We start from the raw sequence: 14,821 nt of genomic DNA, 5'->3' as shown, positions 1-14,821 counted from the left end.
GAATTCGCGTGACACTCTTCGACGTGAACGAGTGCGCGTGAACGGGTGAGCGTGAACGGAAATGCGGCCACGAATTCACGTGACACGCACTCTCGTGACAGGCGAAGACGCCGATATTCATTGACAACCAAGCGCCCTGACCTGTGAACTATTTGACGTGCCGCCAGGGAGTCACCCCGGCGGAACATTCCACTGAATCACCGGATTCACGAAAATGAGGAGTCATCATGGTTCGCAACCACAAGGCCGGAATGCGCCCGCGTCTCGACAAGATCAACGTCCGTACCGGTAAGTAGTCAGCAGTTAACAAGGGTGCCGTCGGACATTCGTCCGGCGGCGCCCTTGCCTGTATCTCCTTCTCCGTACGACGGGAATCCCTATGACCGCATCACTGTCGATCGACGTCCCCGTGACGGTGCACCACGACCCCCGGCTGCGCACCACCAGCCTGTGCATCGCTCTCGGTTTCGGCGCCCGGCACGATCCGCCCGGCAGCGCCGGAGCCGCCCACATGCTCGAACACCTGGTGATGTCCACACCGCTCTCGGACGGTCTGTCGCTGTGCGAGCGGATCGAGCGCCGCGGCGGCGACTGCAACGCGATGACGGGACCCGAGTCGCTGATCCTCCACGCCCAGGTGCTGACCGAGGACGCGGCCGAGGCGGCCCGGTGGATGTGCCAGGCTCTGCTGGAACCCCGGTTGGACCAGAAGCGGCTGGACGACGAGCGCCGGGTGGTTCTCCAGGAGCTGGCGGCCGCCGCCTCCGACGAGGCCGACGCCGTGCAGGACGCCTTCCTCGCCCGCCTCTTCGCCGGGCACCCGCTGGGCTCCCCGGTCGGCGGGCTGCCGCAGACGGTCTCCGCGCTGACCGTCGCCTCGGTGCGGGACGCCCATGACCTCGCGCTGCGTACCGCCCCGCTTGCCGTGTCCAGCGTCGGCGGCCTGCCCGAAGAGACGCTGCGCGAGGCGCTCTTGTCCGCGGGGCTGGGCAGGACGCCGGCGTCCGCGGTACCGGATCCGCGCCGCGGGTCGGCGGGCGGAGTCCCCGGCCCGCTGAGGCCGGGACTGGTGGAGCGGTGGCCGGACGAATTCTGCTGGATGCTGGTCGGCGGGCGCTCCCCTCATGCTGCCGACCCGCGCAGACACGCCTTCACGGTGCTGGGGCACCTGCTCGGCGGAAGTCCCGCGTCGCCTCTGTACGACCGGCTGCGCAACCAGGAGGCCCTGGCGTACTCCTTCCGCTCCTGGTCGCGCAGTTACAGCGACACCGGCGCCTGGCGGATGCTCGCGGGCTGTGAGCCGGGCAACGCGCCCCGGCTGCTGGACGCGTTCCGTGAGGTGCTGAGCAGCGTGGCCGCCCATGGACCGGACGAGCAGGCCTTCGCGGCCGCCGTCCGACAGGCGACCGTCGAGACCGTCCGGGAGGCCGAGGCGCCGCTGGACCGTGCCATCGCCACCGCCGCCCACCGCATCCTCAGCACGATTGCATGGGACGCGGACCTGGAGATCGCCGCGCTGCACGGCGTGAGGCCCGAGCACGTCGCCGACGCGGCAGCCGAATTGACGGGCCAGCTGATCGCGGTCGTCCGACCGGAGGGGCGATGAGCAGCGCGCCGGAGGCCGCCCTGCCGCCGTCCCCCTTCGCCACCGCCGACGTCTATATCCGGGCCGCGGACGAGGCCGGGCTGCTGAGCCGCATCGGCCGGCTGCCCCTGGTGGCGGGTGAGTACCGGGAGCCGGCCACCGGCGAGCTGCAGTGCCTGGTGGAGCACGCCGACCCGGAACTGCTCGCCCATGCGCCCCGCATGCTCGACGTCCTGTTCCGCCGGTTTCCCGACTGCGCGGCGGCCGTGGTGCGCGTACCTGCGCACATCACCCCGCATCCGGTCCTGCGGCCGCTGCACACCTACCTCCGCCACACCGCCGCACCGCCCCCTGACGACGCCCCGGCGTGCGACCTCGTCGACATCGACCACGCCGCCGACCACAGCCACCGCGACCAGGACTTCGTCGGCCGATGGCTGACGCGGGCCCTCCACGACGCGGCCGTCGACCGCGGACACACCCCGGACGAGAGCGGCGTCGAGGATTCCGTCCACCGCCTGCTCGCGGCGCCCGACCGGCGCTCGTTGCTGGTCCGCGTTCCCGGGCGGCCGGACCCGGTCGGGCACGCCACGATGCTCACCGACGCACACGACGACGTCAGCGACACCCGCTTCGTCGAGCTGGTGGACATCCTCGTCGACGACAGCAGCCTGCGCCGCCTCGCCACGGAGCGTCTGGTGGCCGCCTGCGCCCGTACGGCCGCCGCCCTCGGCCTGCCGCTCGTCGGCAACGTCTCGCATCCCCTCCACGACGGCGGCGCGGACCCGGCCGCCGAGATCGTGGCCGCGCTGCGCCGGCAGCGCTGGACGCCGACGCATGTCTACCGGCATGCCGTCCGTCCCCGACCGTAGCGCCGGGCAGTCGCCCCGGCATCGAGGAGCTCCCGTATGACGTCCCAGCACCGCTCTCCGTTTCCCCTCACCCTCGACCTGCTCTACGAACTGCTCGACATCGACCGCGAGCTGCCCGTACGCCGGCTCCTTCAGGCCGCCCGGCAGGTGCGCGGGGTGCTCTCGCCCCTCGTGCTGTCGCTGGCCGCCCTGGAGGGCACGGCGATGGGCAGCGGCGCCCATGACGAGCTCGCGCGCATGTCCCGGCGCGCCGACACCTACCGGCGGCTCGCCGACGACACGGCTCGGGTGCCCGGCGCACGCGTGGTCAAAGGGCCGTCGATCGCCCGCTACTACCCCGAGGGCGTCCTGCGGCCGCTCGGCGACCTCGACGTCGTCGTCCCCACCGAGTCCGCCCTGTGGCGCGTACTGGCCCTCGTCCTGGACCGCCACGACAGCGACGAGGCGGAGCTGACGGAGCTGTACGAGGGAGAGGAGCGGCATCTGCTCGCGGCGGTGTGGTGGCCCGGCGAGGACCCCCTGCTCGACCCCGACCACGGCGTGGAAGTCACGACCTTCGGCTTCGGCGGCGAGCCCGGCGAGGTCCCGTTGCGTGCGCGGCTGCCCGACGATCCGGTCCACGCCGATGTGCTCTCCCTCGCGGAGGAGCGCTTCCAGCGGCCCTTCACCGTCAAGGACATCCTCGATCTGGTCTGCGTCATGACTTCGCCCGCGGCTCCCTCGCCCCGCCGTCTGGCCGCCGTCGCCGCGGAGTTCGCCCTGGCGCCCGAGCTGCTCGAACTGTGCGACCGCGTCCGTGCGCACGAGCCGCTCGTCGCCGCCGTACCCGACGAACTCGTCGACGCGCTGCGCGGTCCGGCCGAGACGGAACGCCTCAGACGCGCCGAACGCGCTATGGACTCCGCGCGGCCGCGGACGCCCGCCGGCGCCGTGCGCGAGCCCCGCTACGGCCTTCAGCTGACCACACCGCTGCGGCGGGGCGCCGGCGAGCACGCCACCGAGCACCGCTGGAGGGAAGGAGTCATCACCCGCACTCCGGTCGCCGACTTCCTCATGGTCCCAGGAGAGCTCGTCGACCCGCGACTGCACGAGTGCGCCCTCGCGGAGCTGTCCGCTCTCGCCCCCTGGCCGCAGCGCACCGGGCACGGCGCCCCGACCCGTCCGTACACCAGGGAAGAGGTGTGACTGCCATGGCCGTCATCGACGTACGCGATCTCACCCGGACCTTCCGTGCCCGCCGCGGCCGCGAGGTCACCGCCCTCGACCAGGTCACCTTCCAGGTCGAGCAGGGCGAGGCACTGGGCCTCCTCGGGCCCAACGGCGCGGGGAAGACCACGCTGTCCCGCGTTCTCACCACGCTGCTCGTGCCCACCTCCGGCACGGCCCGAGTGGCCGGCTTCGACGTCGTCCGCCAGCCGCGGGAGGTACGCCGCCGGATCGGCCTGGTGCTCGGCGGCGACCGGGGCCTCTACGGCAGATTGACGGCTCGTCAGAACCTTCGGTACTGGGCGGCATTGCAGGGCCTGGACACACGCGCCGCCCGTCGGCGCACCGACGACATCCTGGAGGTTCTGGGGCTGTCCGGCCGGGCCGACGACCGGGTCGAGACCTTCTCCCGCGGCATGGTGCAGCGGGTGCATCTGGCGCGCGCTCTGCTCGGCGAGCCGGACGTGCTGATCCTGGACGAGCCGACCAACGGCATGGATCCGCACGCCGGGGCCGGTTTCCGTGAGCTGATACGGACGCTGACGAGCGGCGGCACGACCGTGATCCTCACGACGCACGACATGCAGGAGGCCCAGGCGCTCTGCTCGAGGGTCGCGCTCATCGACCACGGCCGCATCCTGCGCATCGGCTCCACCGCGGAACTGCTCGCCGGCATCCAAGCTCCCCGCGCCCTCACCGCACAAGGCGTGCCCGCAGAGACCGCCGCACGCATCGCCGCACTGCCGGGCTCCGCGGTGACCGACACCGCCGGCAACCTCACAGCCCACCCCGCCGACGAGGACAGCCTGTCCCAGGCCCTGCTGCTGCTCGCCCACGCCCGGGCGGTCTCCATCTCGGTCACCGCCCCCAGCCTCACCGAGGTCTACCGCACGATCATCGAGGACCGGGAGTTCGCCCTGTGATACTCCCCTACGCCCGGGCGCAGGGCGTGATCCTCGCCCGCTCCCCCGGGCTGCTGGCCACCCTGGCCGTGATCCCGCTCTACTCGTTCGTCTTCTTCCACTTTCTGCAGCGCCACCATCGCGAAGACCTCGCCACCACCGTGGCGCTCACCGCCTTCGCCATGAGCCTGTGGGCGCACTCCGTGTTCGTCGCCGCCGAGGTCGTCGACGACGACCGGGCGGACGGCGCCCTGGAGCTGTCGCTGCTCACCCCGGGGCGCTATCTCGTCTCGCTGATGGTGAGGATCTTCATCACCACCGCACTCGCCCTGCCGGCCCTGGCCGAGGTCGTCCTCATCGGACGCGGTGTGTTCGGACTGGATGTGACACTGCGCAGCCCCGGGACCGCCCTGCTCGTCGTGGCTCTGCTGGCCGCCGGATGCGCCAGTTCCGCCCTGCTGGTCAGCGGGCTCATGCTGACGGTCCGTGGCGCGCGCACCCTCCAGAACTCCCTGACGTACCCCTTCTACCTGCTGGGCGGCCTCATCCTCCCAGTCGCGCAACTGCCCGAGCCGTTCCGGCAGTTGGCCCACGGGTTCTTCCTCTCCTGGGGAACCGGGCTCCTCAGGGACGCCGCCGCGGGCCCCGTGCCCCATGCGGGGCAGCGCCTGGGCGTGCTGTGCGCGCTGATCCTGGCGCAGACCCTGCTGGGCGTGGTGCTGCTGCGCCATGTCCTGACGTCCATTCGCAGCGGAAAGGCGATTCTGCATGACTAGCCAGGCAGGCGCGCTCCCGCCCTCCCGCCGCTCCGTACGGGCGACGCTCCAGCTGATCGGCTACGGGGCCCTCGCCAGCTACCAGGACTACCGAGCCATGTTCACCTGGCGCTCCTGGCTGTGCGGCTGGCTGGTCAGGCTGCTGTGCCAGGTGCTCTTCTTCGCGAACCTTGGGCAGCTGCTCGGCTCCCCCGAGGCCCAGGGCTACCTCGCGCTGGGCAACGCCGTCGTGCTCGGCCCGCTGGGGGCTCTGGGAGTGGTCTCCTCGACCGTCGGCGAACGTCGTACGGGAACACTGCAGTTCCTGCTGATCAGCCGTACCCCGCCGTTCCTCGCGCTGGCCTCGCGGGGTCTGCACTGGGTGGCCGACGGCCTGATCACCTCCACGATCGCTCTGCTGGCCGTGCGTCTGCTGCTGGGCGTCCCCGTGCACTGGGCGGCGCTGCCCGCCATCGTGGGGGTGAACGCCCTCATGACCGTCGGCTGCTACTGCGTGGCACTCTGCCTGTCCGGAATCAGTCTGCGGATGCCCGAGTCCCGGATGTATCTGACGGTCGGCGCCACCATCGTGCTGATGCTGGTGGCCGGGGTGAACACCCCGGTGCCGGACGACGGAGTCCTCGGAGCGGCGGCACGGCTGCTGCCGGTCAGCCATGGGCTCGCCGCCGTCCGGCAGCTGGCGCACGACGGCGCCGTGCCGGTGACACTCGTCCTCGGGGAGGCTCTGGTCGCCGTGGGCTGGGCGCTGGCCGGCTACTTCGTGCTGACCCATGCGCTGCGGCACACCGTCCGCTCGGGCGCCCTGACCCTGCGCTGAGCTGAGCTGCACTGAGCTGCCGAGCCGGCCGGGCACCGGCGCCACTGCGCCCGGGCAGGGAGGAGCTCAGGTCACATAGCCCTGCTGAAGGGCCAGCACCACGAGTTGGGTGCGGTTGGCCGTGCCCGTCTTGCTGCGCAGCCGGCGCAGATAGGTGTCGACGGTGTGCGGGCTGATCCCCAGCTTCCGGGCGATGGACCAGTAGGTCTCACCGCCGACGAGAAGGGCGAGGACCTGCTTTTCGCGGGGGGTGAGCTCGGGCGGTGACGCCACGGTGTCGGTCATGACTGACTCCTGGTTCGAGTGTGGGCACGGGTGGCGGCCGGTGTCAGCCGCCCCAGGAGGTGTCCTCGCACCACGGGGGTGGGCAGCGGTCCGGCTCGGTGGTGACGTCCGCCGCCTCACGGGGTGCCGCTGCCCGGAGGCCGTCCGCGGACGCGGAGGGTGCTCCGGCCGTGACCAGGGCGGTGAACAGCGCTGTGACCAGCAGTCTCTTGGCCGTCGACACACGTTTCATGACAGTCTCTCCGTTCCTCGGGGCGGCCTTCTTCTCTCGCCAAGGCCGCCGCATCCGTACGAGAAACAGTCTGTGCGCCCAGCGGCCCGAGGGCGAGGGAACGGGTTCCTCACCAAAGTGCCTGACAGGAAAGCGACGTGCGTCAAACCAACACTAACTATGCGAATTGGGTTGTCCGTCGCACACGTCGAACGACCAGCCCTCAGCCTGCGGTCTTGGACTTGGTCGTGATCGTGGTCGTGGCCTTGGTCGCGGTCGCGGTCTTGATGAGCGGCGCGTCCCGCGTCAACTCCCGGAATCCGACGCCGTAGTACAGCTCGCGCGCCGAGGGATGGCCTGGCGCGCCCAGGCAGGCGACCGTCATATGAGCGGCCCCGGCCGCCCGCGCCAGATGCATCCCGTGCAGCAGCATCGCCCTTGCCAGCCCCCTGCGCCGGTAGTCCGGATGCGTGCCGACCGGCTCGAACTCAGCAGTCTTGTTCGCTTCGTCGAGCCACATGATCGTCGAGGAGGCCATCGTTCCGTCCGGCGCCTCCACCAGGATGTGCAGGTCGCCGCGGTACGGCGCCGTCCGCCGGACGTCCTGGTAGGCCTCGGCCGTGTACGCCGAGGGGGCCCAGGCGTCCAGATGGGCCTGGACCGCGGCCTCAGGCCCGGCCTCGTCGGCGGTGCGGAACCGGAATCCGGCTGGCAGCACCGGCTGTTCCAGGTCGGTGAGGTCCCGCTCGTTGAGCTGGATCCAGGACCCGGAGTCGCCGAGCGAGGCCGGGTCGGTCTCATAGCCGTACGCCGCCCACCGCTTCAGGCCGAACGCATCGGAGGCGCTCGGCAACACCGTACGCTCGAGGCCGGACGCGATGCCGTCGTACCAGTCGATCACCTCGTCGACCAGCCCGGCGTGGTCGGGGTGGACCTGATACGCCAGATAGGCGCCGGCGACGTCCTGCGCCGACCCGTCGCTCCGCACCACCCGGTGCGGAAGGCGGACCCAGCCCCACGCCACCAGATCCCCGCCGGAGAACCACAGCCGACGCGGCCAGCTCGCGCCGTGACTGGCGTGCCCCTGACCCCAGTTCCAGGCCAGCTCGCCGAACGACGCGTCGCTGTTCACCAGGTCCGGGCGAGTGGCGGTGACACGCTGCGCCAAACCCTGCATGAGCCGTACGTCCGCGGCGGTCACAAGCTCGAAGTCCGTCATAGTGCGCCACGTTGTCAGGACTCGGCGAAGCCGTCGAACCGTTTTCGTCGCCGAATCTGACGATGTTCGAACGGCTAACCTGCGCGCATGGTGTTCAAACGGCTGCTGGGCAGCAAGACAAGCGGCGGGACCCGGATTCCGCTGGAGATCGACACCGTCATACCGGACGAGGCGCTGCAGCCGGGAGGGCTGCTGCGCGGGGAGGTCGTGCTGCGCGCAACCGATCGGGACGTGGTGGTGCGGACCGTCAATGTGAAGCTCGTCGCCAACGTGTCGCCCGCCGTCGGCAAGGACGACGTGGTCGACACGGAGTCGGGGGACACGTTCGCGCACTTCCCCGTGACGAGCCACTTCACCGTTGCCAAGGGCCAGGAGACGCGGGTGCCCCTCCGGTACCGGCTCCGGTGGGAGAGCCCGGTGTCCGAGGTGCGCGGGAAGACGCTCGAAGGGGTGCGCCTGGGGGTGTACACCTTCGTCGAGGCCAACGGGATCGAGGGCCGCACGGACAGCGATCCTCTGCGCATCGGTGCGACGCCCCTGCACGAGGCGGTCCTCGACGCCTTCGCCGCCGCGGGGTACTCCCACGGCGCCGCGAAGATCGACGACGACTGCATTCCGCGCTCCGAGCGCCACATCCTCTATATGCGGCAGAGCTTCCGCCTCGTCGACACACTGGCCGTGACCGGTCCGGACCGCCCGCAGCACCTTGAGGTGAACTTCCACACCAACGCGGTCGGTTCCGAGATCTACGTCCGCAAAGCCGCCCTGCACCAGAAGGACTGGTGGCAGAAGCCGCCCGTCCTGCGCTACGTGGCCGCCCACCACGAGGTCGGCCACGTGGACTTCGAGGCGCGGGTCCGGCAGTGGATCGACGAGGTCGCCGTCCTGCCCGAGAAGGCCGTCGACGATCGCGAGAGGGTCGAGTACGACTTGGGCGGCCCCCGGGTGTGGATCGACACGTAGTCCAGGACCACTCGAAGTGTTCGTCAAGCGCCGTCGTGCGCCTCGGTCTTCGAGGACGGCCAGAACAACAGGGCCCGCATCGCGAACTCCGCGAGCGGGCCCTGTTCCCAGCGTGCAGGCGTCAGTTGTCGCCGGCCTTGCGGCGGCGCACGACGAAGACCGCACCCGCGCCGAGCGCCAAGGCGGCACCGCCCGCGAGAGCGAGCTTCGGCAGGACGGAGGACGAACCGGTCTCGGCGAGTCCCCCGTTCGCGGTGGCCGTCTTCGGCGTGGCGGAGGCGGCGCCCTGCCCGGCGGAGGCGCCGGCGGGCGCTGCGGAGGTTCCGCCCTGCGCGGACGGGTTCGGCTTCGGGGTCGGCCGGTCCTTGTCGTCGACCGTGCCGGGCTTGGCGTCGGCGACCTCTCCGGGCTTGCTGTCGGCAGCCAGGACCGCGAAGTCGTAGCGCTTCATCGGACCGAGGACGCACCGGTTGTACTGGTCGGAGGCATCGCCGGCGAATGCGGCGAAGCCCTTGCCCGCCGCGGCCGCGGCATCGATAGTGAGCCGCATCTTCACATCTTTGCGGTCACCCGGCTTCATGGCGTCAATGGACGCGACATGGACGTCGTTTTCGACGTCGAGGTTCTTCCAGCCGAGACCGTTGGAATACTGCACCTCGATGAGGTTCCAGAACTTCCGCTCCTCCAGGACGACGAACGCCAGCGGGTCCACCTTCAGTGTCCGGTCGGTGCCATTGGCCACCGTGAACGAGAAGTCGACCGTGGTTCCGGCGACGACCTTGGACGGCAGGCCGTTCGCAAGGACGGTGAGGCCCGAGACGCGCACGCACTCATCGGCGGCGGCGAACGCCTTGTCGGCGGCTTCCTTGATCTTGAGGGCCTTCTCAGGGGCGTCCTGGACCAGGCTGTACTCCTGCGCCGCCTTGACCCTGGCGTCGTTCCACGCCTCCCGGGCCGCCTTCTTCTTGGCGTCGGCGTCCGCCTTGGCGTCGGCGGCCTTCTTGGCGTCGGTCTTGGCCGCCGTGAGAGCCTTCTGCGCCTCCGCCTTCTCGGCCTCGTCCTTGGCCGCCGCCAGCTTGGCCTCGGCGTCGGCGAGGGCCTTGTCGGCGGCCGTCTTGTCGGCCTCCGCGGCCTTGGCCACCGCGTCCTTGGCCAGGGCGGCGGCCTTGAGCGGGTGCGTGTCCAAGCCCAGGGCGGCCAGGGCGGCCTTCAGCTTCTCCTGCCCGGCCGCCTCGGCGGCGACCGCGTCCCCGTACGCCTTTGCCGCGTCGGCGGCGGCCTTCTTCAGCTCGGCGTAGGTCTTGGGCTGATTCTGCGTCGTCTGTGTCGCGGGCTCGGGGTCGGCGAATGCCGGAGCGGCGGAGAGCAGCACGACGGGGCTCGTCACCGCTACGGCAGCGGCCGTCGCGAGAGCACGGCGTAGCTTCACTTGATCTCTTTCCTGAAGGTGTAAGTCCGTTTGACGGCTGGGGCGTTGACACGTTCACTCGACAGCCGTGCCCATGATCGTATGGCCGGGATAAGGGCCGGAGAGAGCGAGATTTCCGGCCAGCCGACCTCCAGGCGACGGCAGCCCACCGGACATAACGGGACGGACGCGTACAGTTGCTCGCGTTGCCGCGGATTTCCTGAGATCTATCTCATCGCCAAGTCGGCGGGCTTGCGTCTACGCGCGCAGGGCGGGCAGTTGACCGAATCGCGAGCCGTCCTGCGCTTTTCCCCGCAGCTTGTCCGCGGCTCTACGCGCGGGCCGCACGGAGCATATGACCTTCGATCAATTAACCGCTCAAATAATCAAGAAACAACATCATTTTAACAAATGTTCACATGCTTCAGCATGGTTGGGGCTGGTAACCCCATCCTCACGGCTGCATTCTTGCGCTGCTCTTCCCGAGAAGGTCCGCCTCCTGACCGGCTCACCGCGCCGAGCCAACCCACCACACGCTCTTGCCATCAGAGGCTATTTCGCGCCTGCCCGACGGTCGGCGCAGAAGGCAGGCCACTGTGCAACCCCTCGTCGACAACGCCCGTTCCTTCCCCGACTGGGTCGCCCGCCGACCTGAGCTGTTCCGGGACCTCGCGGCCGGACAGGCGCCGATGGCTCTGTTCATCAGCTGCTCGGACGCACGAGTGATCCCTTCCCTCATCACCGGCGCACGACCCGGCGATCTCTTCGAACTGCGTACGGCAGGCAACATCGTTCCGCCGTACGACCCCGATCGGCCCGGCGGAGAGGCCGCCACCATCGAATACGCCCTGTGCGCCCTGAGGGTCCGTCACATCATCGTGTGCGGCCACTCCCACTGCGGCGCCGTCGGCGCTCTCGTCCGCGGCGACGACCTCGCCGCCATGCCCACGGTCCGCACCTGGTTGCAGCCGACGGCAAGAGAACTGCCGGTGTCCCACGGCGTCGCCCACGCGGTACGCCGCCATGCCGTGGCGCAATTGGACGCCCTGAGCCGCCACCCCGCGGTGCGGGACCGGCTCGCGCGGGACCTGCTGTCCCTCCATGCCTGGTACTACGAGGTGGACACCGGCGCCGTCAGTGCTCACGCCCCCCGGGCGAACGGTGAGTTCACACCGCTGTAGGCATCAGAACCTCCCGTGCTCTCCCCTCCCGCCCCTCCCGACAGCACACCGAGGAGTCCCCTCATGTCGTCCGCCCGGAAGCACATGCAACAACGCTCCGCCGATTTAGGCCGTGACGCACTGGCATCACTCGTCGTCTTCCTGGTGGCGCTTCCCCTGTGCGTGGGGGTGGCGGTCGCCTCCGGCGTTCCCGGCGAACTCGGACTGGTCACCGGAATCGTCGGCGGCCTGGTCGTGGGCGCCCTGCCCGGCAGCAGCCTCCAGGTCAGCGGTCCCGCCGCCGGTCTGACCATACTGGTGTACAACGCCGTGGAGCAGTTCGGGCTCGGCACACTCGGCGCCATCGTCCTGGTCGCCGGTCTGCTCCAACTGATCCTGGGCGCCCTGCGGTTCGGCCGCTGGTTCCGCGCCATATCGGTGGCCGTCGTCCACGGCATGCTCACCGGCATCGGCCTGATTCTCGTCCTGGGCCAGATCTATGTGATGGCCGGGGTCGATCAGCCCTCCGGCGGACCCGGCAAGCTGGCCGGGACGGCAGAGCTGCTGGGCACGATCGTTCTGGAGGAAAGCGCACGCACCGCGTTCCTGGTGGGCGCCGGGACGCTGGCCGTGCTCGTCCTGTGGCCGAAGGTGTCGGGCCGGGCCCGCGTCGTTCCGGGGCCTCTGATCGCGGTGGCGCTGGCCGTCGCCGTCACCTCGCTGCTCGATCTGCCCGTCGCCACGGTCGAGGTGCAGGGTCTGCTCGAGGCGATCCAGCCGCCCGGCGGCGGCGCCGTCGGCGACATCCTCAGCCCGCAGGCAGTCGGCACGATCGTGGCCTTCGCCTTGATCGCCTCGGCCGAGAGCCTGTTCAGCGCCGCCGCGGTGGACCGCATGCACAACGGTCCGCGCACCGACTACGACAAGGAGCTCATGGCGCAGGGCGTGGGCAACACACTGTGCGGCGCCCTCGGCGCCCTGCCGATGACGGCCGTCATCGTCCGCAGCGCCGCCAATGTGCAGGCCGGGGCGCGTACCTCGCTGTCCCGGATCCTCCACGGACTGTGGCTGCTGCTCTTCGCCGCTCTGCTGCCCGCGGCCATCGGCGTCATCCCGCTCCCCGCGTTGGCGGGCGTACTGGTCTACGCGGGCTGCCGACTGATCCCGGTGAAGGAGTTCGTCACGATGTGGCGCCAACACCGCGGGGAAGCCTTGATCCTGGGCACGACAGCCGTCTCCGTGGTGATGACCGACCTCCTCCAAGGGGTCCTGCTCGGACTGCTCCTCGCGGTGTGCAAGACCGCCTGGGAGACCTCACGCCTCCAGGTCGAGACGCGGGAGCACGACGGCCGGGTGGTGGTGACCCTCACCGGCAACGCCACCTTCCTCCGGCTGCCCGACACCCTGGAACAACTGGAGGGCCTGCCCACCGACCGCCCCGTGGAGCTCGATCTGTCCGGGGTGCGCCATGTCGACCTCGCCAGCTGTGTGGCGCTGGAGAACTGGGCCCTGCGCCACAACGACGCCGGCACCGAGCCGGTCCGCATGCTGCCACCGGCTCAGCCCTAGAACCTCGCGGCCGGCAAGGGCTTCCCGGCCGCCCGGCGGCCGGTGCGGGATTGGGCCAGGAGCCTGAAATCCGCAGCTCAGCAGAGCGTGCAGCCTCACGGGGCCGGATATCGCCAAACGGGACCAATACGATCAATTCGATACCAGGAGCGAGGTCCGGACACCCGTCCGGGGACGCGCTCCCCCAGATGTGCGCGAAGCGGCCGCCCGGCCCCGTTGACATGCAAGGAGCACGTATGACGCAGGTGACCCAGAAGTTTCTGACCGGCGCTCAGACCATGGCACTCGCCGCGATCGCCGCCACCGCGGCGACCCCGCGCCCCTCGGGGGAGACCCAGGCAGAGCACGCCCGGCGCATCACGAGCGGTATCTGGACGCAGCTGACCGACCCCTCGATCGACACGGGTGGCGTATGGCGGATGGTGTGGCTGGGGCTCAGCCCGGACAACGCGAACATGGCCTACATCGCCCAGAACTTCGACGGCTCGAACCAGTTCGCCGTGGTGATCCGCGGCACGGTGGACAATCCGATCGACATGATGGAGGACCTCGAGGTCGGCAAGGTGGTGCCGTTCACCGGCACCAGGTCGCCGGTGCCCCTGGCGGTCTCAGCCGGCGCCATGCTCGCCTTCACAAAGATCATCAACGCGCGCAGCATCACGGAGACACCCGTGGAGCTGACGCTGGAGGGTGAGTTCGACCGGCCCGGCCCCGCCATCCCGGCGGGCACGACGCTCGCGACGGCACTCGCCGACCTCCTCGCGGCCGCGCCGTCCACACCCCAGCCGGTGGTCTACGTGACCGGCCACAGCCTCGGCGGCTGCGTCGCGACCATGCTGGCCCCGTACCTCCGGGACCAGTCCCAAGCCCCGAACAATCCCCAGTTCGGCCTCGCCACCTACGCCGCCCCCACCGCCGGCCAGCAGACCTTCGCCCAATTCGTCCTGAACGGGCCATGGTGCCTTGTCGCGACCTACGCCAACGCCTACGACGTGGTCCCGCGGGCGTGGTGCGACCTGGACACGGCCGAGGGCTGGTACCCGCCGAGCAAGGGGCCTGTGGCGAACGCGGAGGTGAAGCTGCTGCTGACGGAGCTCGACAAGCTCCGGAAGGGCAACGTCTACGTCCAGCCGGACGTCGGGCTCGGACCTCTGAATCCGGGCTACGACACGTACGACCACCTGCTCGTCGAGGAGACCAAGGAGGACTACCTGGGCCAGGTCGCGTACCAGCACGCCAATTCCACCTATCTGGCCTTGTTGGGCGGCACTCAAGTCCTTGCCGGGCCGGTGGTGACGGCGGTGAGCCCCACCCTCGGAGAGGGCGGCACAACGGTCACCGTCAACGGCACCGGATTCACCCGGGACAGCGTCGTCGACTTCGGCACGATTCCCTGCACCCAGTGGACCGTCGACCCGTCCGGAACGATGATCACCGCCACCGCTCCTGTCGGGCACGGCCTGGTCGACGTCCGCGTCACCAACGACCTCGGCACATCGCCCTCCGTTCCGCTGGGACGGTTCGCCTACGGCGGACCCGCTCCCGTGGCGGTCAGCTCGGTCGCGCCGTCCCGCGGGAACGCCGGCGACCAAGTCACGATCAGCGGTTCGGGCTTCGCCCAGGGGGCCGCCGTCCAGTTCGGGGACACCGCCGCGGACCCGAACACGGTCACCGTCAAGAGCGCGACCGAGATCACCGCCACAGTGCCGCAACGGGTGCCCATCCCGAAGACGGTGGACGTCACCGTCACGGTCGGCGTGCAGACGTCGCCCACCGGCCCGCCCGACGAATTCACGTACGAAGCCTGAGCCCGGCGGACCGGCCGGCCCCTTCGGAGCTGTCCGCCCC

14 protein-coding genes are annotated in these 14,821 nt (G+C 70.2%); 10 read left to right on the top strand and 4 right to left on the bottom strand.

Going from position 1 to position 14,821, the window contains the following annotated elements; genetic code table 11:
* Window positions 1-379: 379 nt before the first annotated feature.
* Genes AB0M39_RS07850 through AB0M39_RS07825 form a run of 6 tightly spaced genes read left to right on the top strand, consistent with a single transcriptional unit; the run spans window position 380 to window position 6,158 of the window.
* Window positions 380-1,606, top strand: coding sequence for a pitrilysin family protein (locus AB0M39_RS07850; protein ID WP_365361325.1), 1,227 nt, complete (start codon window positions 380-382; stop codon window positions 1,604-1,606).
* A complete protein-coding gene (locus AB0M39_RS07845; RefSeq protein ID WP_365361323.1) occupies window positions 1,603-2,457 on the top strand; it encodes a hypothetical protein in 855 nt (284 codons plus the stop codon). Before AB0M39_RS07850 ends, AB0M39_RS07845 begins: the two co-directional genes overlap by 4 nt.
* 36 nt (window positions 2,458-2,493) lie before the next feature.
* Window positions 2,494-3,642 carry a hypothetical protein gene (locus AB0M39_RS07840; protein WP_365361321.1) on the top strand — a complete coding sequence of 383 codons (1,149 nt, stop codon included), beginning with the start codon at window positions 2,494-2,496 and terminating at the stop codon, window positions 3,640-3,642.
* A gap of 5 nt (window positions 3,643-3,647) precedes the next feature.
* Entirely contained in the window at window positions 3,648-4,586 is a 939-nt protein-coding gene (locus tag AB0M39_RS07835) for an ABC transporter ATP-binding protein (protein ID WP_365361319.1), read from the top strand.
* Window positions 4,583-5,341, top strand: a complete 759-nt coding sequence (locus tag AB0M39_RS07830) for an ABC transporter permease (protein ID WP_365361317.1) — start codon at window positions 4,583-4,585, stop codon at window positions 5,339-5,341. The genes AB0M39_RS07835 and AB0M39_RS07830 overlap by 4 nt, the downstream gene beginning before the upstream one ends.
* Window positions 5,334-6,158, top strand: coding sequence for an ABC transporter permease (locus AB0M39_RS07825; protein WP_365361315.1), 825 nt, complete (start codon window positions 5,334-5,336; stop codon window positions 6,156-6,158). The genes AB0M39_RS07830 and AB0M39_RS07825 overlap by 8 nt, the downstream gene beginning before the upstream one ends.
* Before the next feature lie 66 nt (window positions 6,159-6,224).
* Here the strand turns inward: AB0M39_RS07825 and AB0M39_RS07820 are convergent, their stop codons facing one another.
* From AB0M39_RS07820 to AB0M39_RS07810, 3 genes are all read right to left on the bottom strand, one after another.
* On the bottom strand, window positions 6,225-6,443 hold the full coding sequence (locus AB0M39_RS07820) for a helix-turn-helix transcriptional regulator (RefSeq protein WP_365361313.1): 219 nt from the start codon (window positions 6,441-6,443) through the stop codon (window positions 6,225-6,227).
* 43 nt (window positions 6,444-6,486) lie between these two features.
* Window positions 6,487-6,675: a hypothetical protein gene (locus AB0M39_RS07815; RefSeq protein ID WP_365361311.1), complete on the bottom strand. Its 189-nt coding sequence runs from the start codon at window positions 6,673-6,675 to the stop codon at window positions 6,487-6,489.
* A gap of 202 nt (window positions 6,676-6,877) precedes the next feature.
* Window positions 6,878-7,873 carry a GNAT family N-acetyltransferase gene (locus AB0M39_RS07810; protein ID WP_365361309.1) on the bottom strand — a complete coding sequence of 332 codons (996 nt, stop codon included), beginning with the start codon at window positions 7,871-7,873 and terminating at the stop codon, window positions 6,878-6,880.
* Between the two features lie 87 nt (window positions 7,874-7,960).
* Here AB0M39_RS07810 and AB0M39_RS07805 point away from each other — a divergent pair, with 87 nt between their 5' ends.
* Window positions 7,961-8,836 carry a sporulation protein gene (locus AB0M39_RS07805; RefSeq protein ID WP_365361307.1) on the top strand — a complete coding sequence of 292 codons (876 nt, stop codon included), beginning with the start codon at window positions 7,961-7,963 and terminating at the stop codon, window positions 8,834-8,836.
* A gap of 121 nt (window positions 8,837-8,957) precedes the next feature.
* Here the strand turns inward: AB0M39_RS07805 and AB0M39_RS07800 are convergent, their stop codons facing one another.
* Window positions 8,958-10,265, bottom strand: coding sequence for an LPXTG cell wall anchor domain-containing protein (locus AB0M39_RS07800; protein WP_365361305.1), 1,308 nt, complete (start codon window positions 10,263-10,265; stop codon window positions 8,958-8,960).
* 575 nt (window positions 10,266-10,840) lie between these two features.
* Between AB0M39_RS07800 and AB0M39_RS07795 the strand changes: the two genes are divergently transcribed.
* The 3 genes from AB0M39_RS07795 (at window position 10,841) to AB0M39_RS07785 (ending at window position 14,781) form a co-directional block, all read left to right on the top strand.
* Window positions 10,841-11,425 (top strand): carbonic anhydrase, encoded by a 585-nt coding sequence (locus tag AB0M39_RS07795; RefSeq protein WP_365361303.1) that lies wholly within the window; start codon window positions 10,841-10,843, stop codon window positions 11,423-11,425.
* A gap of 63 nt (window positions 11,426-11,488) precedes the next feature.
* Window positions 11,489-12,973, top strand: a complete 1,485-nt coding sequence (locus tag AB0M39_RS07790) for a SulP family inorganic anion transporter (RefSeq protein WP_365361301.1) — start codon at window positions 11,489-11,491, stop codon at window positions 12,971-12,973.
* Between the two features lie 236 nt (window positions 12,974-13,209).
* On the top strand, window positions 13,210-14,781 hold the full coding sequence (locus AB0M39_RS07785; protein WP_365361299.1) for an IPT/TIG domain-containing protein: 1,572 nt from the start codon (window positions 13,210-13,212) through the stop codon (window positions 14,779-14,781).
* Window positions 14,782-14,821 lie beyond the last annotated feature (40 nt).

It is taken from the genome of Streptomyces sp. NPDC051907 (assembly GCF_040681075.1).
Taxonomy (GTDB): domain Bacteria; phylum Actinomycetota; class Actinomycetes; order Streptomycetales; family Streptomycetaceae; genus Streptomyces.
The sequence above is the reverse complement of the archived record's forward strand: the minus strand, read 5'-3'. Positions and strand labels throughout refer to the sequence as shown.

Excerpts from the sequence above, each read along its gene's own strand:
- AB0M39_RS07850 (WP_365361325.1), top strand. The coding sequence starts at position 380 with ATGACCGCATCACTGTCGATCGACGTCCCCGTGACGGTGCACCACGAC.
- AB0M39_RS07845 (WP_365361323.1), top strand. The coding sequence starts at position 1,603 with ATGAGCAGCGCGCCGGAGGCCGCCCTGCCGCCGTCCCCCTTCGCCACC.
- AB0M39_RS07840 (WP_365361321.1), top strand. The coding sequence starts at position 2,494 with ATGACGTCCCAGCACCGCTCTCCGTTTCCCCTCACCCTCGACCTGCTC.
- AB0M39_RS07835 (WP_365361319.1), top strand. The coding sequence starts at position 3,648 with ATGGCCGTCATCGACGTACGCGATCTCACCCGGACCTTCCGTGCCCGC.
- AB0M39_RS07825 (WP_365361315.1), top strand. The coding sequence starts at position 5,334 with ATGACTAGCCAGGCAGGCGCGCTCCCGCCCTCCCGCCGCTCCGTACGG.
- AB0M39_RS07820 (WP_365361313.1), bottom strand. The coding sequence starts at position 6,443 with ATGACCGACACCGTGGCGTCACCGCCCGAGCTCACCCCCCGCGAAAAG.
- AB0M39_RS07815 (WP_365361311.1), bottom strand. The coding sequence starts at position 6,675 with ATGAAACGTGTGTCGACGGCCAAGAGACTGCTGGTCACAGCGCTGTTC.
- AB0M39_RS07810 (WP_365361309.1), bottom strand. The coding sequence starts at position 7,873 with ATGACGGACTTCGAGCTTGTGACCGCCGCGGACGTACGGCTCATGCAG.
- AB0M39_RS07805 (WP_365361307.1), top strand. The coding sequence starts at position 7,961 with ATGGTGTTCAAACGGCTGCTGGGCAGCAAGACAAGCGGCGGGACCCGG.
- AB0M39_RS07790 (WP_365361301.1), top strand. The coding sequence starts at position 11,489 with ATGTCGTCCGCCCGGAAGCACATGCAACAACGCTCCGCCGATTTAGGC.
- AB0M39_RS07785 (WP_365361299.1), top strand. The coding sequence starts at position 13,210 with ATGACGCAGGTGACCCAGAAGTTTCTGACCGGCGCTCAGACCATGGCA.